The 21,849-nt window shown below is 35.1% G+C and carries 22 protein-coding genes; 11 read left to right on the forward strand and 11 right to left on the reverse strand.

Features of this window, described 5'->3' with window-relative positions:
* Positions 1-15: 15 nt before the first annotated feature.
* Complete coding sequence (locus tag MKZ14_RS22400; protein WP_016992246.1) at positions 16-435, reverse strand: VOC family protein; 420 nt, start codon at positions 433-435, stop codon at positions 16-18.
* A gap of 235 nt (positions 436-670) precedes the next feature.
* Between MKZ14_RS22400 and guaC the strand changes: the two genes are divergently transcribed.
* Both guaC and MKZ14_RS22410 read left to right on the forward strand, forming a co-directional pair.
* Positions 671-1,654 (forward strand): GMP reductase, encoded by a 984-nt coding sequence (gene guaC / locus MKZ14_RS22405; protein ID WP_004233490.1) that lies wholly within the window; start codon positions 671-673, stop codon positions 1,652-1,654.
* A gap of 223 nt (positions 1,655-1,877) precedes the next feature.
* The gene (locus MKZ14_RS22410; protein WP_333005293.1) at positions 1,878-3,608 is read left to right on the forward strand and encodes a cache domain-containing protein; all 1,731 of its coding nucleotides are present in this window, start codon (positions 1,878-1,880) and stop codon (positions 3,606-3,608) included.
* 55 nt (positions 3,609-3,663) lie between these two features.
* Here the strand turns inward: MKZ14_RS22410 and MKZ14_RS22415 are convergent, their stop codons facing one another.
* Positions 3,664-3,888 (reverse strand): hypothetical protein, encoded by a 225-nt coding sequence (locus MKZ14_RS22415; protein ID WP_016992248.1) that lies wholly within the window; start codon positions 3,886-3,888, stop codon positions 3,664-3,666.
* A 206-nt stretch (positions 3,889-4,094) separates the two neighbouring features.
* Here MKZ14_RS22415 and psiE point away from each other — a divergent pair, with 206 nt between their 5' ends.
* Positions 4,095-4,547: a phosphate-starvation-inducible protein PsiE gene (gene psiE, locus MKZ14_RS22420; RefSeq protein WP_054548510.1), complete on the forward strand. Its 453-nt coding sequence runs from the start codon at positions 4,095-4,097 to the stop codon at positions 4,545-4,547.
* 17 nt (positions 4,548-4,564) lie between these two features.
* On the opposite strand, the gene MKZ14_RS22425 is transcribed toward psiE, so the two are convergent.
* On the reverse strand, positions 4,565-5,821 hold the full coding sequence (locus MKZ14_RS22425) for a GNAT family N-acetyltransferase (protein ID WP_333005296.1): 1,257 nt from the start codon (positions 5,819-5,821) through the stop codon (positions 4,565-4,567).
* Between the two features lie 130 nt (positions 5,822-5,951).
* On the opposite strand from MKZ14_RS22425, the gene MKZ14_RS22430 reads away from it, so the two are divergent.
* Positions 5,952-6,959 (forward strand): hypothetical protein, encoded by a 1,008-nt coding sequence (locus tag MKZ14_RS22430; RefSeq protein ID WP_048395465.1) that lies wholly within the window; start codon positions 5,952-5,954, stop codon positions 6,957-6,959.
* Between the two features lie 151 nt (positions 6,960-7,110).
* Entirely contained in the window at positions 7,111-8,259 is a 1,149-nt protein-coding gene (locus MKZ14_RS22435) for a fused response regulator/phosphatase (protein WP_333005299.1), read from the forward strand.
* A gap of 39 nt (positions 8,260-8,298) precedes the next feature.
* Here MKZ14_RS22435 and MKZ14_RS22440 read toward each other — a convergent pair whose 3' ends face one another.
* Positions 8,299-9,153, reverse strand: coding sequence for a protein-glutamate O-methyltransferase CheR (locus MKZ14_RS22440; protein ID WP_036077852.1), 855 nt, complete (start codon positions 9,151-9,153; stop codon positions 8,299-8,301).
* Between the two features lie 5 nt (positions 9,154-9,158).
* Complete coding sequence (locus MKZ14_RS22445; RefSeq protein WP_333005302.1) at positions 9,159-11,900, reverse strand: ATP-binding protein; 2,742 nt, start codon at positions 11,898-11,900, stop codon at positions 9,159-9,161.
* Between the two features lie 184 nt (positions 11,901-12,084).
* Here MKZ14_RS22445 and MKZ14_RS22450 point away from each other — a divergent pair, with 184 nt between their 5' ends.
* The 5 genes from MKZ14_RS22450 (at position 12,085) to MKZ14_RS22470 (ending at position 15,263) form a co-directional block, all read left to right on the forward strand.
* On the forward strand, positions 12,085-13,275 hold the full coding sequence (locus MKZ14_RS22450; RefSeq protein WP_016992254.1) for a M14 family metallopeptidase: 1,191 nt from the start codon (positions 12,085-12,087) through the stop codon (positions 13,273-13,275).
* Between the two features lie 184 nt (positions 13,276-13,459).
* Positions 13,460-13,789 carry a PadR family transcriptional regulator gene (locus MKZ14_RS22455; protein ID WP_004233468.1) on the forward strand — a complete coding sequence of 110 codons (330 nt, stop codon included), beginning with the start codon at positions 13,460-13,462 and terminating at the stop codon, positions 13,787-13,789.
* Positions 13,786-14,193: a permease prefix domain 1-containing protein gene (locus MKZ14_RS22460; protein ID WP_036077859.1), complete on the forward strand. Its 408-nt coding sequence runs from the start codon at positions 13,786-13,788 to the stop codon at positions 14,191-14,193. Before MKZ14_RS22455 ends, MKZ14_RS22460 begins: the two co-directional genes overlap by 4 nt.
* Before the next feature lie 41 nt (positions 14,194-14,234).
* Positions 14,235-14,852 (forward strand): hypothetical protein, encoded by a 618-nt coding sequence (locus MKZ14_RS22465; protein WP_339280506.1) that lies wholly within the window; start codon positions 14,235-14,237, stop codon positions 14,850-14,852.
* A gap of 117 nt (positions 14,853-14,969) precedes the next feature.
* Positions 14,970-15,263 (forward strand): hypothetical protein, encoded by a 294-nt coding sequence (locus MKZ14_RS22470; RefSeq protein WP_333005307.1) that lies wholly within the window; start codon positions 14,970-14,972, stop codon positions 15,261-15,263.
* Positions 15,264-15,356: 93 nt separating this feature from the next.
* Here MKZ14_RS22470 and MKZ14_RS22475 read toward each other — a convergent pair whose 3' ends face one another.
* The 6 genes from MKZ14_RS22475 to MKZ14_RS22500 all read right to left on the reverse strand — a co-directional run bounded on the left by MKZ14_RS22475 (position 15,357) and on the right by MKZ14_RS22500 (position 21,177).
* Positions 15,357-16,436 carry an ankyrin repeat domain-containing protein gene (locus MKZ14_RS22475; RefSeq protein ID WP_312125018.1) on the reverse strand — a complete coding sequence of 360 codons (1,080 nt, stop codon included), beginning with the start codon at positions 16,434-16,436 and terminating at the stop codon, positions 15,357-15,359.
* A gap of 246 nt (positions 16,437-16,682) precedes the next feature.
* Positions 16,683-18,164: a malate:quinone oxidoreductase gene (locus tag MKZ14_RS22480; RefSeq protein ID WP_258860007.1), complete on the reverse strand. Its 1,482-nt coding sequence runs from the start codon at positions 18,162-18,164 to the stop codon at positions 16,683-16,685.
* A 389-nt stretch (positions 18,165-18,553) separates the two neighbouring features.
* Positions 18,554-19,321 (reverse strand): nucleotidyltransferase domain-containing protein, encoded by a 768-nt coding sequence (locus MKZ14_RS22485; protein ID WP_258860008.1) that lies wholly within the window; start codon positions 19,319-19,321, stop codon positions 18,554-18,556.
* A gap of 93 nt (positions 19,322-19,414) precedes the next feature.
* Positions 19,415-20,350, reverse strand: coding sequence for a hypothetical protein (locus tag MKZ14_RS22490; RefSeq protein WP_339280507.1), 936 nt, complete (start codon positions 20,348-20,350; stop codon positions 19,415-19,417).
* Positions 20,347-20,904, reverse strand: a complete 558-nt coding sequence (locus tag MKZ14_RS22495) for a sigma-70 family RNA polymerase sigma factor (protein ID WP_339280508.1) — start codon at positions 20,902-20,904, stop codon at positions 20,347-20,349. The genes MKZ14_RS22490 and MKZ14_RS22495 overlap by 4 nt, the downstream gene beginning before the upstream one ends.
* Positions 20,905-21,027: 123 nt before the next feature.
* Positions 21,028-21,177, reverse strand: coding sequence for a hypothetical protein (locus tag MKZ14_RS22500; protein WP_339280509.1), 150 nt, complete (start codon positions 21,175-21,177; stop codon positions 21,028-21,030).
* Between the two features lie 155 nt (positions 21,178-21,332).
* Between MKZ14_RS22500 and MKZ14_RS22505 the strand changes: the two genes are divergently transcribed.
* Positions 21,333-21,824 carry a hypothetical protein gene (locus MKZ14_RS22505; RefSeq protein WP_339280510.1) on the forward strand — a complete coding sequence of 164 codons (492 nt, stop codon included), beginning with the start codon at positions 21,333-21,335 and terminating at the stop codon, positions 21,822-21,824.
* Positions 21,825-21,849 lie beyond the last annotated feature (25 nt).

The following is a 21,849-nucleotide window of genomic DNA, read 5'->3' on the forward strand; positions in this document are numbered from 1 at the left end:
TATCATGCTATATTTTTATTCATTTACCTCATGGCTAAATTGCCATTCAACGCCAAATTTATCTGTAAGTGAGCCATAACATTTGCTCCAAAATGTTTCTTGAAGCTCCATTCTCACGTTACCACCTTCTTTAAGCTTATCAAATGCTTGACGCATTTGCTCTTCATCATCGGATACAACAGCTAATGTGACATTGTTCCCTGTGGAAAATGGCATGCCTGGAAATGTATCTGAGAACATAATTCTACTACCGAATACTATAAGTCGTGTATGCATGACAAGATCTTTTGCTTCTTCTGGTAATGGGTAGTCTGGATTTTGTGGTGTCTCTCCAAACGTCATAATTTCAGCCTTGTCCGTATTAAAAACGTCTTCGTAAAACGCAACTGCCTCTCGACAATTTCCATTAAAATTCAAATAAACCTCTACTGCCATTTTCAACACTCCTTTGTCATTTTTTGAAACAATTCTATTGTACATGGATTACAAAACATAACACAAATTATAACTAGAATATTTCATCTTCAAAGTAAGTTGTCTCCTTTCTTTTTAAATTTTTTATTTATTTTCACAAAAGCTTTGACATTTACTCAAAAATCATGTAAATTACCAAATGGCGAACAATTTAAATTAAATCTTAAAAAATATTCGTATTTTAGGAGTGTATATAATGGATAACGTATTTGACTATGAGGATATTCAACTAATTCCCGCAAAATGTATTGTAGAAAGTCGTTCAGAATGTGATACTTCTGTTACTTTAGGTGGTCACACTTTTAAACTTCCAGTAGTACCTGCAAATATGCAAACAATTATCGATGAAAATCTTGCAAAGAAACTTGCTGAAAACGGTTACTTTTACATCATGCACCGTTTCCAACCAGAAACTCGTCGAAACTTTATTCTAGAAATGCAAGGAAATGGCTTAATTGCTTCTATTAGCGTTGGTGTAAAAGAAGAGGAATATACATTTATTGAAGAATTAGCAGCTGCTAATTTGGTACCTGATTTTATTACAATTGATATTGCACATGGTCATTCAAATGCTGTTATTCGTATGATTCAGCATATTAAAAAGCATTTACCAAAAAGCTTTGTTATCGCAGGTAATGTAGGAACACCTGAAGCGGTGCGTGAGCTTGAGAATGCTGGCGCAGATGCAACAAAAGTTGGGATTGGACCAGGTAAAGTATGTATTACTAAAATCAAAACAGGTTTTGGTACTGGCGGCTGGCAACTAGCTGCACTACGTTGGTGTGCAAAGGCTGCTACAAAACCAATTATTGCTGATGGTGGCATTCGTACACATGGAGATATCGCTAAATCTGTACGTTTTGGTGCTTCAATGGTAATGATCGGTTCATTATTCGCTGGTCATGAAGAGTCACCTGGTGAAACAATCGAAATCGAGGGTAGAACAGTGAAGGAATACTTCGGCTCTGCTTCTGAATTCCAAAAAGGTGAACGTAAAAACGTCGAAGGTAAGAAAATGTACGTTGAACATAAAGGTAGCATCAAAGATACGTTAATCGAGATGCAACAAGATTTACAGTCATCTATTTCTTATGCTGGTGGCACAAAGCTAGAGGCTATTCGCAATGTTGATTATGTAATCGTGAAAAACTCTATTTTCAACGGAGACAAAGTATACTAATCGGTGTAAACCCACTAAATCAAGATTCAATATCACCCCAATTAAGAGCTGACTGTTACTGTTTACTCTTGATTGGGGCGATTTTTTTAGGAACTATTTCTCTTACTTATTCAAAAAATGCTCTAAAATACGGTATTTATTTTCAGAATTTTCTATTTTATTAAAAAACTATATATTATAATAGAACTATATTGAAGTAATGAAGGAACGGGGGTTGTATCCAATGAAATCAGTACGTAATAAACTTGTTAGTCTTGCCATTATAGTTATTCTACTATCAACAGGACTAGTTGGGGCAGTCAATTATATTGTGGTGAAAGGAGAACTCGATCAGGTAGGTCGAGATAGTCTTAAAAATGGCACACTTGGCATACTTGAACTAATTGCACAGTTAGATACTCAAGTTCAAAATGGGAAATTAACGCTAGAAGAAGCTCAGGAAAGTGCTAGAACACAGATCGTTGGTAATAAAATTGAAGATAACAAAAGATCCATTGATAATCCTGTTAAATATGGAGATAATTTTTATTTCTATGCTTTCCAAGATAGTGGTATGGTTGAAACTCATCCATCCCTAGAAGGACAAAATATTTCAGATTTACAAACAGAGGATGGGCGCTATTTTGTACGAGAAATGATTGAAGCAGCAAATGCTGGAGGAGGATATGTACGTTATGATTGGGCCCTTCCCTCAAATCCTGAAATCGTTGCGCCTAAGATAACGTATGTAGAAAAGGACAAGCATTGGGGCTGGATTATAGCAGCTGGTACATACGAAATGGACTTTAATGCAGGTACGAATAACGTTTTATACTACACACTAGGCATGACCATCCTTGCAACGATTATTGGTGTATCACTCTTCTGGTTCTTCTCTGGACGAATGACAACCTATATACGAAAAATTATGGTCATTACATCTGATATTGCTAAAGGCAAGCTAACTGGTGATGACATACCTGTTACTACAGAAGATGAACTAGGTATACTAGCTAGTAACGTGAATAATATGAAACATAGCTTACACGAAATGGTCAACAATACAAAGGATAGTGCGTCCCAAATGCGCGTTTCTTCAGAGATGCTGAGTGCCATTACTGAGGAGACGACTGCTTCTGCTGATGAAATTCATCAAGCCATCAATGATATATCTAAGGGAGCTGTAGTACAAGCTGAGGAAGCAGAAATGGCCATTAGTAAAGTAGAAACACTGTCCTCACTTATCTCAAATGCTACAGATAAATATAGTGAGATTACAGAAAATATGAATATCATTAATCAATCACAAGAAAACGGTAGACAAAAAGTAGATGTATTACTACAAAATTCAAGTGAGTTTACGCAAGTGATTGAGGAATTAAGAACAACTTTCTCAAGTTTGACGAGCCAAATGAAAGAAATTCATCAAGTCGTACAAACAATTACATCCATTTCTGAACAAACAAATCTATTAGCGCTAAATGCAAGTATTGAAGCAGCCCGTGCAGGTGAACATGGCAAAGGGTTTGCTGTCGTAGCTGAGGAAGTCCGTCATTTATCTGAGGATACGAATGAAGCTACTAATCGGGTTAGAAACCTATTACAGCGTATTGAGGTCGATACCGCTAATTCAGATTCAAAAATGATACACACGCTCCAACTGTCACAAAATCAGGCAATGTCGATTACGGAAGTAAAGGGAGCCTTTACTTTCCTAGCAGACTCCATTCATGGCATTACAAAGCACCTTGTTTCTTTAGACAAAGGAATGAATGACATGGCGGAAAATCGAATAGTCGTGATGAACGCCATCAATGAAATAGCAAGTGTCGCTACACAATCTGCCGCAGCTACCGAACAAATTAACGCTTCTATTGACGAACAAAAGTCAGCGGTGACATCTATCATGCACTCCTCTATGGAGCTTCATACAGAGGCAGAGCGCATGTACGACTTGGTAGAACGCTTTACATGATAAAATACTATATAAAAAAGAATGCTACGCATATCCGTAGCATTCCTCTTTTACATTATAGTTTGTTAATTACTGCGTGGATTGTTTCCTTAAGCTCTGCATCGTGATCTGCAAGATCTACAAGGTTCCCTAGACGTTCACGTAATACAGGACGCTCAATTACTAGCTTTTCATCAAGTACTTGTACCAGTAGCTCGATAATAAGTCGATCACGAACATTTAACGCTTCTTCTAAACGTTCTGGTGTAATTTTCGCATCAGTTTTTGCAGATTTTGCCATTTTAAAAACCCCTTTTATATTTTATATTCATGCACATCTATTTTAGCATACCACTAAATTATTTTGAAAACTTTCTTTCATTAAAATATACCAAAACTTTACAAAATAATAAGAAAAGATTTACGACAAATTGTTATATTTATATCATAATACACTACTACTCGACCATATGATGATGTATTTACAAAACCGATTGGAGGAATTGGATGAAGCAAAAAAATACGACTTATTTACAGCTCATTAAAGCTGTGCCAAAATCTCTACAGCTCTTTCTCAATGTTTGCCTTGTACTATTAGCACTGATTCTCTGCTTTTTATTATTTAAGGAGCTAATTGAATTTCTTAAAATATTACTATTCGCTAAGGAAGATGGTGATTATAAACTATTCCTTGCCAATATTCTTATTTTCTTTTTATATTTCGAATTCATCACAATGATCATTAAATATTTTAAGGAGGATTACCATTTTCCACTTCGATATTTTATCTATATAGGTATCACAGCAATGATTCGACTAATTATTGTGGAGCATGATCATCCTCTAAATACGTTAATTTATTCATTAATTATCCTAATACTAATCATAAGCTACTTTATTATTAATATAACGCCACTTGAAAGGCCAACACGTTCTTCCATTCTCATTAAAAAAGATTAAAAGCCCTCACGCCCATTCTAAAATGCAGATATACATGTGGGCTTTTCAAACACATAGAAGAATTGCTGTAAAGCCTGTAAATACTGATTATCACTAATCTGTATTCGACTCAGCATAAATAGCTCTTGGACCGTTACTACGCCCATTACTAGTGATGAAAGCTCAGCTACATCTATCGTTACTTCAACATCATAGCTATCACTTTCTAGCATTTTAATTGTACCGTTAACAGCCTCAACAATAAGTTGCTGATTATTTTTTGCCAGTAACGAATCCATAACATTCAATTTAAAGGTCAAAGTGACACCGTTAAAATTGCGTGTTAGTAGCTCATCAAAAAAGCCCTTCACATTAATTATACGGTACATTAGACCAATTCCTGACACGGCACTTGCGTGATAGACACTTGGAATTAAATGATTTGTGCCATTTCTTACATCCTCTAAAAAGAAATGGACATTTTCTTCTTGTGTATTCCATTCGATTCGGTTTACTTGATCTGCTTGACTGTTTAAAAATGTACTAAGCTCTAACAAAGCCTCCGGAGTTTCATAGATCCACTCCTTAATGACCAAATTATTTAGCATAAAATTACTATCGCTTTGTTTATTAAAAGAAAAGGCAATATAGCCCTGAACTGTACCTTCCTGTTCCATTGCAATCACATAGTTATCTGGATTATTAAAAATAAAAGATAGTTCCGATTGTGTTTTAAGAAACATCCCATGTTTTTTTGCTACTACCCTGTTGTAGCAATCTACTAGCTGTTGTTGATCTTCAACTGTCAAATATTTAAGGTGCTTTTTGGTTGGTCCTTTCGGGAAGCTTGAAGGCTCTACCAAGTATTGATAGATTTTCGGTCCATAGCCAAAACCCATTTTTTTATAAAAATCTGGTCTAAACGGATACAAGGCCAAAAAATGAATATTTTTTTCTAAAAAGATGTTAAAGAAATGTTGGATTAATTCTTTTGCAGCCTTCTCTTTTTTATGTAATAAATCAACTGCAACAAGTCCTACCCCACCAATTGGTAGCATTTTAGAGAACAGATTCATTTGAAAGTCATGTAGTCGCATACCACCAATGAGTTTGTCCTTTTCCCAAAGTCCGTAATAATGAAGAGATTCATCATTGCTCTGATTTTGCATAAAGAGCTTTTTCAGCTGTTCTTTTGTTGTTTGTGTTCCATTCAATCTTCCTGGATACGCTCCTACAACAATATTCACAAAGGCTACAAAATCTTGCTCTTTTAATAATTTCTCTACAACCCTCATCATGTCCCCTCCATTTTCAAATTGTTGCATGTTGTTCACGAATTTTTCATATTAATTTTTATACCCCATAATAACATATATTACCACGACCAATTAATGAGTACTGAAAATGATTAAAGGAGGAAAATGTATGACTTTAATTGATTCATATATTCACGAAGTGACTAAAAGGCTACATAAAAATAAACGTGAGATAATCAAGGTTGAACTAAAGGCTACTATTGAGGATATGTTGCCAGAGCAATATACAGAATCTGAGGTGAAGGAAGTAATTAGGAAGCTTGGAAGCCCTTCAGAAGTTGCTGCACGCTATCAGGATACTCCCCACTTTTTAATTGGTCCAAAGAATTTTGAACAATATACAAGAACCATCAAGCTAATTATTCCTTGGGCAATTCTTATTACGATCATTGTTCAAATAATAGAGAAGATGGTTCTCTATTCTGGAGAAGAAGCACTTCTCACAACCATTATTACAGCATTTGTAGGGATGATTGTTGCAATTATTGCTGTGTTATTTCACGTTTTGTTTTGGGTTACGGTTATTTTTATCATTAAGGACCGTTCTGGGGCTGAAAAGCTTTCGATCCCTTTTCTGAGAGATACCAAGCCATGGTCACCTGATGATTTAATACAAATTAAAAAGATTCCCAAAGATAAAATCATTCCTATAAGTGATACGATTTTTAGCCTTTTAGGAATACTTATTTTTTCTTTTGTTTACTGGAATGCCTATCGTCTTTTAGGTATTTATACAACGAATGACAACGGCAGCTTGAAATTTGTTATGCCTATCTTTAATCAAAATACTTTACAATCGTTTGTTCCCATGGTCTTACTATGTATTATCCTAAGTCTAACTTTAACCTTATTAAAATGGCGTGCAGGACAGTGGACAATGCCTATCGCCATCACTAATGCACTACTTCAAAGTGTAGGAACAATTGTGTTTATTTTAATAGCGATACACCAAGATTTTATTCACAGCGCCTCTATACCTTATATTGCGGCTATTACAGAAACAACCTCAGCTAAAGTTGCCTTCACTATTGATAAAATCCTACTTGTCAGTATGGTTATTGCTGTTTTAGCAAATGTATTTGATATCTACCAAGGATTTAAAAAAGCTAAAATATAACGCCCTTCTACTTCATATACCTAGTAAACCATACATTCAAATCGCCAAAATACCTTTATTCTCTGATGTTTTGTATAATGATAAAGTTGAAAGTATTTTATATATGTGAAAAATAATCTGCACAATTCAATCAGAGTAAGGGGAAAGTACTATGACCATTCTTCTAGTAGATGACAATCAAGTCAATTTATTTGTCATTGAGAAAATACTAAAAAATGCAGGTTATGATAACTGTGTTTCTCTTTCATCTGCTTATGAGCTATTTGATTATTTACAATTAGATGCACCCAATCCGACAGGAAATTCAGTAGATTTAATTTTGTTAGATATTATGATGCCGGAAGTAGATGGTATTGAGGCCTGCAAACGCATTAAGCAAAATGAGAGATTGAAAGATATTCAAATCATTTTTGTTACAGCACTCGAGGATAAAAACAAACTGGCAGAAGCCCTAGACATTGGTGGCGTAGATTATATTACTAAACCAATTAATAAAACAGAGTTGCTTGCCAGAATGCGTGTTGCCTTACGTTTAAAGGCGGAATTAGACTGGCACACACAGCATGAAAAGAAAATACAATATGAACTTGATTTAGCTACCCATGTACAAAGGAGTCTTCTTAGCCCACCGTTAAATGAGAAGGACATCCGTATTGAAGTTTCATATTTACCATCCTCTAATTTAGCAGGGGATATGTATTACTGGTACAAAATAGACGATCATCGTTATGCCATAATATTATTGGATATGATGGGTCACGGTATATCTGCAGCGCTGGTCTGTATGTTTATCTCCTCTGTTCTAAGAGAGGCGGTTAAGCAATTGGTCGAGCCTGAACTTGTCATTCAAGAACTGAACCGTTATATGACCCTATTGCAAGATGGGAAAGAGAATAATCTTTATTACTTTACAGCGATTTATTTAATCATTGACACAGAGCAAAAAACAGTCGAGTACATAAATGCTGGCCATCCTCCTGGATATGCACTAATCGATGAAAAAACATGTATTCCATTAGATCAGGGTAGCTGTGCAGTCGGCTTCTTTGATGAAATTAAAGTGAAAAAGCAATGTATTCAATATGAGCATGATATTCAAATTGTGTTATTTACTGACGGTGTATTAGAGGCGATGGGGCCTTGTGAACTAGAATCAGAAAAGCATTTGCAAACGCTAACATCCTCTAAGTGGGATTATTCGCAATGCCTAATCGATAACCTATTGCCTAAGGATAAACAAGAAAATCAGCCTGATGATATGTGTGTTTTAATGATTCAAGCTAGTTCTAATACTATATAAAAAAGCAGAGGCTATCAGTTAAAGATAGCCTCTTACTCGTTAATATATTTTCTGGTAAATTCTTTCGTTACCAGCAATTTCCCTATATTTTGAAATAACCTCTTCAAATCGTAATGTTTCTTTATCCCCTAAGCATAAAAAACCTTCGTCACTTAAACTTTCATAAAATAATTGATGTACCTGGCTCTGCAACTTAGGCGAAAAATAAATAAGGACATTTCTGCATAGGACAACATGAAATTCATTAAATGAATGATCTGTTACTAAATTATGTTGAGCAAAAATAATATTTTTCAATAATGTTGGATGGAAGTAAGCATATTGATAATCTGTTTGATAGTATTCTGAAAATGCATGGGCACCTCCAGCAAGCATATAGTTTTTTGTATATGCCTGCATCTTATGAATTGGAAAGGCTCCCTTCTTAGCTTTTTCTAATACTTGCTCGTTCATATCCGTGGCATAAATAACAGACCTCTCTATAAGCCCCTCTTCCTGAAGCAAGATGGCCATAGAATATACTTCTTCACCTGTGGCACACCCTGCATGCCAAATACGGATTTCCGGATATTCTCGTAAAACCGGAATGACTGTTTCACGAAAAGCCTTAAAAAAACTAGGGTTACGGAACATCTCCGTTACATTTATCGAAAAATCATTCAATATCTGCTCTAAAAATTCTTTATCATGTATGACCTTTTCTTGTACACGTGAAATCGTTGGGATGTTATTTATCCCCATCCTATTGTAGATTCTACGCGAAATGGAAGAACGATTGTATTGGCGAAAATCATAGCCTGATAAACGATAAATAGCCTCAAGTAACAAATCTATTTCTAAATTTGTCTGCTTATTTAATTGTATATTTTGCTCCAAAGGCTGAAATTGTTCCATGTTCATTAACTCCCCTTAGAAACCAACCATACTCTTAAAACGGATATTAATTGATCTAAATTCAATGGCTTACTAATATAATCAGATGCACCAGCCTGCAGTGATTTATCACGATCATTTTTCATCGCTTTAGCAGTCAATGCAATGATTGGCAAATCGATACGTTTCATTTGCTGACGAATAATAGTCATCGCTTCATAGCCATCCATATTAGGCATCATTATATCCATTAGAACAAGATCGATATCTGGATTAGCCTGCAAGACCTCTAAACATTCTAGCCCATCTTTGGCAACTAGAATGTGCATGCCTCTTTTTTCTAATGCCGTTTTCAACGCATAAATATTACGGTTATCATCATCAACTATTAAAATATTTTTCCCTTGAAACACCTCAACCTCATGTTGAAGGGCTTCTTCCATTGCTAATGGCTGCTCTTTTATTTGTTCCTCTTCCACCGTCGTAACAGCCACTTCGTTCATGGCAAGCTTTTGGCAATGCTCCTCTTCAATTCCATTTGGTAGGCTTGGAAGCGTTAACGTAAAGCTACTACCTTGTCCTTCAGTACTTTGTAATGTAATCCAGCCACCAAGTAATTTTGCAAATTCCTTACAAATAGAAAGGCCTAGACCTGTTCCACCATATTTTCGGACCGTAGCTCCATCTGCTTGCTGGAATGATTCAAAAATCAGCTGGTGTTTGTCTTTTGGAATACCTATTCCTGTATCTGAAACAGTAATTTCTAACCAATCCGTACTTATATCCTGCATATTGTTTGTTAGTTGTTGTGGTGCAAGCTGGTTAATATCTAATGTGACAGATCCCTGCTCAGTAAATTTAAAGGCATTCGATAATAAATTCTTTAAGATTTGCTGGAATCTCTTCTCATCCGTATAGAATACATCCACTACATGATCTGCCTTTGAAATATGGAATGCTAAGTTTTTTTTCATCGCAACTGGTGCAAAGGTATGTTCAATTTGCACAGGTACTTCGCTCATATTCACTTCATTAAAAATAATATCAAGCTTCCCTGCCTCAACTTTAGATAAATCTAATATGTCATTGATTAGAGCAAGTAAGTCCTCTCCAGAGGAATGAATAACCTTAGCAAACTCTGCTTCCTCGTCGGTTAGGTTGTGCTGGCTATTTTCTGCTAGCATCTCCGATAGGATTAGTATGCTATTCAAAGGTGTTCTTAATTCATGTGACATATTCGCTAAAAATTCGGATTTGTAATTGGAGTTAAGGATAAGCTGCTCTGCACTTTCTTCTAATTCCTTCTTCGCTTTCTCTAGCTCTCTTGATTTTGACTCTGCCTCCTTCGTGCGCTCTTCAAGCTGCTCATTAATCATTGTCAGCTCTTCCGTCTGCATTTGTAATTCCTCAGATTGTGTCTGAAGCTCTTCTGATTGAACCTGTAATTCCTCAGTCATTGCTCTCGATTCATTCAATAGACGAACAATTTCCATACGCCCTAAAACGCTATTCACTGTTAGCCCAAAGGTTTCAGTGACCTGTCTCACTAATTCTTGCTGTAACTTACTGAACTTAGCCATTGTCGCTATTTCAACAACCGCTATGACTTCATTTTCAAAAATGACAGGAATCAATAAAATATTTTGTGGTTTAATTTCACCTAATCCAGTTTTGATTAAACGATAATCTCGCGGAATATTATCATAGAATAGTACTCTCTTTTCTAATGCACATTGACCGATTAACCCTTGTCCTATTTTGAAACTCTCCATACCAACACAATCATCCGTATCAGCAAAAGCAGCCTTTTTCACAAACTGTACTTGGTTCTCTGTTACTTCCCGAACATAAAATGCGCCAAGGGATGCTTGGGTTTTCTGTGCGACTTCTGATAGGAAGGTCTCCGCCAATTTGGTAATGGCCGAAATACCTTGATAATTTGTCACGATTTCAGCAACATTGCTTTGTAGCCATTCTCTCTTTTCGACTGACTCTAAGAGTATATTGGTTGCATTAGCAAGTTCATTCACTTCATCGTTTGTATTGACGTGGATTCTTCTCTTGAAATCACCTTTAGTAGCTGCTATTTCTTGAATTGTTTGTGTTACTTCCGTTATCGTTTTTACAATGGAACGGGATATGCCACTTGCAATGGCAATGGCTATTGTAGAAACTAAAATTAAGATCCCAAATAAAGCACTTGTTAATCTACTATTTTGCTTGTCTAACTGTCTTACCTTCGCCTGTGTATAAGCATTTTCAGTGGCGCGGAATGAATCAAATAATTTGCGCATTTTCTCCATATCCTGACGACCATTATCTACTCTAAAAAAATCATTTAATGCTTCTACATTATTATCCTTTTTAAGTTGAATAGTTGGTTCGCCTGAAGTTGCAATCCAATGTTCAATTGTTTCCTCTATCTCCTTTAATTTGTCCTGCTGAGTTGGTTTACCTTCCATTTGCTGATAGAGCTCATTAAAATCTATTTTCCAATTTTCAGCTGCATTATCATAGGGTTCCAGATAACTTTGCTTACCTGTAATGATGAAAGCACGCTGACTCGATTCCATATCCAATATATATTTTTCAATTTCATTCGTTAAAGTTAGAACATTAGAATCATACTTAATAATAAAATTTCTTTCCTTTTGCAAAGATGTAATTTGATTATTTAATATGACAACCGTCGCAAGTAAGCAAAGAATGATTACGATATAACCTAATGTAATCTTTGAGCGTATACCCATTTTTAATCTATTTAACATTTGGTTTTCCTACCCTTACCTTTCTTTTACTTTAATATTATTACTAGTATACATCTAAAAATAACTCATTTTATTGTCTTTTAGATTCTTAATAAAGAAATTTTGCTGATTTTGTATTAATAAGTCTATGCATTTTTCATATACATTTTATATTGAACCATTTCGAATTAAGGAGAGAAAACATGTGGATATTATCGTAAGGCCAGGAAATTCACTTTGGCAATTCAGTGAGGTATTTAAAATTCCTCTTCAACTCATTTTAGATTCTAATGAAAATATAAATCCCCAATTTTTAAGAGTTGGACAACGGGTCCGTATACCTGGTTTTGTGACCAACAACTATCAAATTAAACAAGGAGATTCTTTTTGGCAGATTGCCCAGAGCCGAAACCTTCCCTTAGTCGCCCTATTGCTTGTTAATCCTGATCTCAATCCAAATCGATTACAAATCGGTCAAATGATTCGCATACCCCAACGTATCACATGGCGTTTAGTTGAAGGTAAGCAAAATTACACGTATACCCATATGATGAACGATCTCAGAAAGCTCCTTGACGCATATCCTTTTCTTCATAGCTCTAACATTGGCAACTCCGTTTTAGGGAAAGAGCTACCTGAGCTGTCAATTGGCCATGGTGCAAAACGTGTACACTATAATGGCTCCTTCCATGCGAACGAATGGATTACTACACCTATTATTCTAACATTTTTAAATGACTATTTGCTCGCCCTCACCAATCAAAGTAGTATTCGTGGAATTTCTCCATTTTCTCTTTATCAGCAAACATTCCTTTCTATTGTACCTATGGTAAATCCTGATGGAGTAGATTTAGTAATACAAGGCCCACCAAATGATGAAGCATTAAGAAATCAACTAATTGCATGGAATAATGATAGCGCTGATTTTTCTGGCTGGAAAGCAAACATTCATGGAATTGATTTAAATGACCAATTCCCTGCCAAATGGGAGCTTGAAAGTGCCCGTAATCCAAAAACCCCAGGGCCAAGAGATTATGGTGGGGAAAGACCATTATCAGAACCTGAAGCCATTGCAATGGCTGATTTGACCAAGCAACGTGATTTTTCAAGAGTATTAGCCTTTCATACACAGGGACGCGTTATCTATTGGGGCTTTGAAAATCTAGAGCCCCCCGAATCAGAGGTTCTTGTAAATGAATTTAGTAGAGTAAGTGGCTATGAGCCCATTCAATCTGCTGGAAGCTATGCTGGTTATAAGGATTGGTTTATTCAGGATTGGCGTAGACCAGGCTTCACCGTTGAATTAGGAAGTGGTACAAATCCTTTGCCAATCAGTCAGTTCGATGACATTTACGAGGAGTCTTTAGGGATTTTCCTTGCTGCATTGTATATGTAAAAAGAATAGACGAACTCCATTCGCTAAGAAATTGTCCTTATGGGCTTTTTAGCGAATGGAGTTTTTTTTATAGGAAGGTCTCATCATCATTGTAAAAAAAGGGGAATAAATTACTTTGACAGGTAGAGTAATGTTTGCTATTATTACTCTGACAGATAGAGCAATAAAATAAAGTAGGTGACTTATGGTTCGCAGTGATATTATCCGAGGACATTTGGATTCGATTATTTTACGGTTAATTTCAGAAAAAGACCGTTATGGCTACGAAATTTCTCAGGAAATAAGTCTCCGTACAAACAATCGGTTTCAAATAAAGGAAGCAACTTTGTATGCTGTTTTTCAACGTCTCGAAAAAAAGGAAATTATTGAAGCCTATTATGGAGATGTCTCACATGGAGGCAAAAGAAAGTATTACCGTATTACCTCATTAGGTAAGGCCTATTTAAATGAGCTAGTGAAAGAATGGTCGGAAGTAAAGGAAATAATCGATTTATTTATGGAGGGCTTAGAATGAAAAGAATAAAAAACCATATTGATGAGCTTTTTAAAGACATTCCTCGAAATAACGAAACGGAAATGGTTAAACAAGAAATCATTGAAAATCTTGAAGAAAAGGTATTTTACTTGATGGACCAAGGTAAAGAACAAGAGGATGCCATTAATAAAGCCATCGTAGAATTCGGAGATATTGAAGACTTAAAGCACGAATTGGGTGTTAAAGAGCCAGCAAAGAAAAACATGGCCAAATTAAACTTAGAGTTCTCGATTTGGGGTAGTGCCTTAATCATTGCATTTTTTATTTTTATTAATCTTTATTACACACCACACACTATTTGGGCGATCTATCCGATTTTCGCAATACTTTGGTGGCCTTTATCAATGTACTTTGTGTGGTCCCGTAAGAAATGGGGTGAATGAACATGAGGAACTTTATTAACTTTTCTATAGCAGGGAGCTTGATGACAATGGTTTTTTTAGGAATTGTTAATTATACGACATCTCCTCAAACAATGTGGTTTGTATATCCATGCTTATTGCTACTACTTTGGCCCATTACTTTATTCTTTATGGCTAAAAAATTGTATAAACAATACTCCATTGTTTGTAGTGCCTTGATTATTGCGTTTCTAATAATTGAAAATTATATTTACGCACCCAATCATTTATGGTTTGTCTACGCTATTTATCCAATTATCTGGTGGCCCATCCTTATGTATTTAGATGAAAAGGCTAAAACGTTAAAAACAGCACTAATTGGGTGTGCTTCTACAATCATCTATTACACTATACTGAATATAATTGTATCTCCTCAATACCCTTGGGCAATCTATCCTGCCTTTTTAGTGATATGGTGGCCTCTAGCTTTATATCACGCGCAACGAAAAACCTTTGTAGCATTCTCCGTTACAGCTACGATACTAATTAGTATCTTTTTCATTACCGTAAATGTTGTTTCTTCACCAAGCGTTATATGGGCGATCTACCCTATTTTTATTACACTATGGTGGCCTCTAAGTATGTATTTTTATGTGTATAAAAGAAGAATGTATCATGCTACCTTTGCGAAACGCATGTAAGAAGGTTTAGTATGTAAAACAATAAAAAATTCATTTAATAAAATAATTCTACACTTGGTACCATTCATTTAATTGCTATATAATTTAATTATTAAATATTTTAGCGGACGTGATTATATGGCAGAAAACCTAGACAATGTAGAAATTATTATGAAAGAAATGCTAGAAATACAGCAGAAATCGAAAATGTTTGTTGATCTTTTATCTGAAGGAGAAGCGTTATCACAAAAACTCGCTGGCTTTCTACGAACATTTGGAGTCGATCAAATTAAAATGGGTATTTGGTATGGCGTAGACCTTCCTGTTATGTTTAGCATCCCCTTTGCCCTGTTAGTCGCACTACTGTTGTTCTTTTGTGCCACATATATTAAACGTTCTATTGTTTTTTGTTTGTCAATTATTCGTATATAGAGCAATAAAAAGTAAGCATATTTTCTGGATAGAATATGCTTACTCTCATCGACTTTTAAATTGAATAGCAGGAAGCTCATTTAATAAGTATCGCTAAAGCTCTCCTTCAAGAAAACGGATAAGGTATATTTCAGGTCTAGCAATAAATTCTTTAAAACTACATAAATTAGTATACTCCTCATGCTCCACATCATAGCACCCTATTTGGCCCTCTCCTTTTGGGTTCCAGGCTATATGCAAATCAGAGTAATTGTCGATATTTGCGGAAAGAAGGAGGAGCTTTCTATGACCTAGCTTCATCTCAATTGTATCGGTTAGTTGGAAAAAATCGATATAGTGAATGTTGTAATCATTTGGTGCAAGCTCTAGATGCAATCGATCTCCTGTCAGAAAATTAACCAATTCATCTGGTAACTTGTATTTTTTCAATCTCTCTTTTTTGTTTTCAATAGTATGAAGTTCTATAGGTTCTAGAGCCTTTAAATAATTTGCTAGTTCCCTATTTTTCATACGTACTGCAATTGTATAAGCTCTCTCACCATCTTTCTCTGCTAAAGTGAGATTTGCCCCTCGTTCAATCAAATATTTCACCATAGCTATATTACCCATTCGTGCTGCAACTGTTAATGGAGTTGCTCCATAGGGATAGACCATATCAGGCTGTTGGTAATTAATATCTACTCCGTGATCAAGTAAAAAAGTGACTGTTTTCATGTCGAAATTCGACACAGCCTGACGCAATACAGCACCTCCATGCTGCTTTATATCAAGCCCAAGTTCTTGAATAAGAGGGATATTTCTTTTATTGCCAAAGTAAGCCTGAGAATAGGCCCCAGATCCAACTTGATTATAGCCATCTAATTTCGCTCCTTGTTCAACAAGGTAACGTACTATTTCCTCATTACAATATCGAACAGCTCTTAAAAATGCAGGATTTTTTTCAACATTTAAATTGACCCCATCTTCAACTAATAATTTTACTACATCAAATCTTTGTGTAATCAATGCTAAATCCAACGGGCTTAATGATGTATGCTGACTTAAACATATCTTTTCTTCAATATTCCAGCCTTTATCCCTCGCAGCCTGCAAAGCATTGACATTACCAGTATAGATATACATTGCAAGCTCTGGTAGTTCTGGAAATGTTCCAATACCTTGTAGCTTAATCATCTATAGATTTGCTCCCTTCTTATTTTTATACAAAGTATAGAAAACTACCGTTTATATAACAATGGTACATAGAGCTATAGTGTTATAAAATACAGGGCAAGATTTATATTAAATTTGTTGGTTCTTTTATTAAAAAGAAGGCAATTGGATTTAAAATTTCCCAGGAAAGAATTTATTCAAATTAAAAAGAGCTCTCAATCAGAATAGATTGAGAGCTCTTTCTTAAACGCTTACCATGACTTATTTTTATTTTAAGCCAAGTGCTTTATCTGTTGTTGCATTTATTTCTTTTAGAAGCTCAGGGTTTTCTGCTAATGATAGACCATAAGATGGAATCATTTCTTTAATTTTCGGTTCCCACTCCTTGATATGTTGAGGGAAACATTTATTAAGAACCTCAAGCATAACATGTACAGCCGTAGATGCACCTGGTGAAGCTCCTAGTAAAGCTGCAATCGAGCCATCAGAAGCACTTACAACTTCTGTACCGAATTGAAGTGTTCCTTTACCACCAGCTTCTGTATCTTTAATTACTTGTACACGTTGACCAGCTACGATAATATCCCAATCATCACTTTTTGCATTTGGAATGAACTCACGTAACTCTTCCATACGTTGTTCTTTTGAAAGCATAAGCTGTTGAATTAAATACTTTGTTAAGCCCATCTCTTTCACGCCCGCAGCTAATAAAGTTGTGATATTATGCGGTTTTACAGAAGCAAATAAATCCATATTTGAGCCTGTTTTTAAGAACTTAGGTGAAAAACCTGCGAATGGTCCAAATAGTAGTGATTTTTTATTATCAATATAACGTGTATCAAGATGCGGTACTGACATTGGTGGAGCACCAACTTTTGCTTTTCCATACACTTTTGCATGATGCTTTTCAGCTACTTCTGGATTATTACATTGTAAGAATAGACCACTAATTGGGAATCCACCAATATGTTTTCCTTCAGGAATACCAGATTTTTGTAGTAATTCTAGGCTTCCTCCACCAGCTCCAAGGAAGACAAATTTTGCTGAATGATATTCCATTTTACAGCCGTCTAAATCGTGCACGCGTACTTCCCATGTACCATCACTAGCTTGTTTTAAACTTTCAACACTATGATTGTAGTTAACATCTACATCTTTTGCTTTTAAGTGATCAATTAACATACGTGTTAAAGCACCAAAGTTAACATCTGTACCAGTGTCAATTTTCGTTGCAGCAATGTCTTCACCTGCAGGACGATTTTCCATGATAAGTGGAATCCATTTTTTTAGAGTTTCAGGGTCATTAGAAAATTCCATTCCTTCAAATAAAGGATTTTTTGTCATCGTTTCATGACGTTTCTTTAGAAACTCAACATTTTCTTTCCCCTGTACTAAACTCATATGTGGTAAAGGCATAATGAAGTCTTGTGGATTATTGATCAGCTTATTGTTTACAAGATACGACCAAAACTGTCTTGAAACATGGAACTGTTCATTAACATTAATCGCTTTTTTGATATCGATTGATCCGTCTTTTTTCTCTGATGTGTAGTTCAGCTCACATAATGCAGCATGTCCAGTTCCCGCATTGTTTAATTCGTGAGAACTTTCTTCGCCTGCTTTTTCAAGCTTTTCAAACACTGTAATTTTCCAATCTGGTGCTAATTCTTTGAGTAATGTTCCCAAAGTTGCACTCATGATTCCGGCACCAATTAAGATAACATCTGATTTAATTTGTCTGTTACTCATTTTTACCTTCCTTATATATTAAGATTTGCAGAAAGGATGTAAGCACTCCCGCTTTAGAAGTACTGTAGCCATGGAGCAACCTCGGAGCACACCATTTCTGTATCAATTATTACCTTATTGCAGTTTATCACAATTAGTTCAAGAATAAAATATCAACTATTTATATGAGAGTTATCAGCTTTTTTCGAGCCTTTCCAATCATAATTCAAGCAAAAAAATGACTATTTGTTCTAGATAAAATTTGAATTATTTAAGCTTATTGGAATAATCGGCCTAAAAATGGTTGACATTTTCATAAAAAATAGGTTCTTTTTATTATTATATCTGTATAATAACATACAAATATGAAGCTCGTCTTGTATTTGAACTAACTTTCCTTTCCCCAAAGATTAACTATCGATTGGGGATTTTATATGCCAGCCATCTATATGAAAACCGCCCATTTGTATGAACACATACTCCACTACTGCTTCATATAACGCCATCATCTTTTCAGCATTGTCCTCTTGCATTGCTCTCATAAAAATTTCTCTAAAGTCCTCATCTGGAAATGCTGACTTACTATATTTTTGTAGGTAAATTGGATCTTCAAGATAGGCATAGATTTGATAAAAGGGTATCGTTTCTAGATTTAAAAACTGACAGTATGCCAAAAATAAATTGGCTAATGAGTTATGGTAGGTAAAGGAAAAGTCCATTCTATCATGCTCATAACAATCCTTTAAATTATCTAGTGCATCCCATAATTCATATTTTTTTAATTCTAAGACCGTTTTATTCATTGTGTTATATTTTTCTTTTAGCCATTCCCCTGCTTCAAATTTTAAATCTTTTACTATTCCAGTATAATCAAATATAATTCTACCTGTTTTAAATTGGACCATCGACATGGTTCTTCTTTTTTTAAAATCATCTTGGAAATACCCACGAATTTGACTTGGTGGATTCGCAAAGTATTCAATTAAAAAACCATCAATAACACGATTCCCTCTTTCCCTCCACCCCACATTATCCGCCAAAATAATATGGACATCGATATCAGAGCGCTTGGAAGGATTTCCAGTAATATAGCTCCCACATACGAGTGCTCCTACAACTTCCTCTTTATCTTGCCATTCTTTTAGGAATATTTCTAAGGCTATTTTCCATTTTGCCATTGATCGTTCACTCCCTTTTTAATTGATTTATTTCTACAATACTATTGAAAAAACAGAAAACCTTTAATACATTTTCTGTTTTTTATCTACTTCTTATTTAATTTCTTTAACAGTTAATTTCTTTTGGCTAACTTCATAAGTTACTACTACATTTTTGATAATCGCCGTATCATCATAGGAGAGACTAGCTTCAAATTCTATTGTAGCATCACCCTTCCATCTAAGATGATCCACATAGCTATAGTTTTCATGATCTGTTCGAATCCAAGTATCCATCCCTTGCTCAGCACCATATTTAACCCTTGAAGATTCTACTAACTCTGGGCTTACCATTCGCTCTTCCACATTGATGACTTCAACAAATTCACTTTTATTAGAATTCGTAACAATAGCAATTAATTTATAATCAGGTGAAGGGATAATTTCTTTTATATACATTGATGGACTGGAGAAGCTAGAATATGCCTCTAGCACATCGTCTTTTATCCGCCAAAGAACATTTTGACTGCCGTAATCAGAATAATTATTGAATAAAGTAAAGAAGACGCTCCCATCTGCTAATTTATATACATCCTGACTTTCAAAGCTCCCTGATAAAATATCTACTGCAAAAATAGCCGCATTTGCAATTTTTTCGTTATCACTTTGTATAAATGGCTGAATAGCCTTTAACGCCTTATTTCTCAACTTTTCATCATTATAGCTCTCTACTAGTCTATTTATGGCAATATAGATATACTCCTCTTTGTCACTATCTAGAGCTTTTAGAAATTTATCTGCATCATATTGTGGAGCTGGCATTAATTCCATATCCTCTGTTGATAAATAACGAATATAAAGCTCATTATTTTGATGTTTATAGTAAGCTGCTGCTATTGTGGCAGTAGAAATTGAGCTTACGATCATCATACCTATTACCACAGCGAGCCATTTTTTAGAAAAACTTTTTTTCTTTTCTCCATAGTTGGCTGCTTCAATTAACTCCTCCTCTATTAAACCAATTTCACGATACAACTCCTCTTTTTTCATATATATAACCCCTCGCTTTTCAAATAAAATCTTAGTTTATTACGTGTTCTAAATAAGTTCGACTTTACTTTACTACTACTCATTTGAAAGTGTAAGGAAATATCTTTTATTGAAGAGGAGTACCAATATCGCTGAATAAATATATTTCTAGTTTGTTCATCTAAGGTATATAAAAATTGGCTAATGCATTGAGCAAGTTCACCCGCTTCAAAGATTGTTTCTACCGTATGAGAAGAAGCTAGACATTCTTCCAGCTCTGTGAGAATGAACTCAAACTCATTATTTCTCTTTTTGGCTGTATTATAGCTATGCTTATCAAGTGCAATATTTCGTATGATTCTCCCTAAAAAAATAGATAGTTTTCTTGGTATTTGTGGAGGGATTGTGTTCCATGCAGCTAGGTAGGCATCATTTTCACATTCTTCAACATCCCTCAAATTTGCCAAGATTCTTCTTGCTATTACTCTACAGTATGCTCCATATTTTTTTCTGGTTTCCAAAATAGCCTGCTGTGAGCGTTGTATATATAAAGCAACTATTTTTTCATCGTCCATTTGCATTTTCTCCTTTTATGTACTCTTACTTATAAAGTAGATAATCCAAACAATTGGTTGCATGTTATGGCAAAAATTCTGCTAATGAAAAAACCGCACTCTTTAGGTACGGTTCTCCACATTTCAAAATAAATTAGATAAAAATGTTTGTATTGATGTAGGTAATAGCTGAAAGAATAATCCCTCATATTTAATATCCAGTATACCAGCGACGACAATAACAACGAAAATTAACAATAGAAAGATTTTCTTATTTTTAGCAATCCAATTCAATAGCTGCCACTCCTCTGACATAATAGTAAGCATGTTAAGTATAAGTTGATTGCTATCAAATAGCATCCTATTAATTGTCTGTCACCTTATTTTACAATGCTACATAAATTAAAATGATACGCTAAAAACGAGAAATATGTAAGAAGGGAATGGCTATGGTCAATTTTAAATCTTTTCGAGGTGTCATTACTCAGATCAGTGATTTTCCTGTTGGGCAAAACGGAGATAAGAACGGTTGTTATAAAATGATGACCTTAGAAGATGGTGCTGGAGGGGTCGTCAATTTTATTATTTCTCCCTCCACCTATTTTGTTAATCGTGAAATTGTAACAACTGGTGAATGGGTAACAGGATATTATGATGGAGATGCGCCTGTTCCAATGATTTACCCGCCACAATATCGTGCTTTAATTATTGTCAAAGAAAGCAATTATCAAAATGTAAAGGTAGATTTCTTTAATCAACAATTACTGAGTAGTGATGGACAATTACAATTAAACCTTTCTCCTACTACGATTATCTCACTTAAAAATGGGCCGCCTTTTTCCAATAGTCCTGCCAATCGAAACCTCATTGTTGTTTATGGCCCTACCACTAGGAGTATTCCTTCTCAAACCACTCCCTATGAAATCATTGTTTGGTGTTAATTTAATCAAAACAACGGCTTAAGCC

It is taken from the genome of Lysinibacillus sp. FSL P2-0066 (assembly GCF_037969495.1).
Lineage (GTDB): Bacteria > Bacillota > Bacilli > Bacillales_A > Planococcaceae > Lysinibacillus > Lysinibacillus boronitolerans.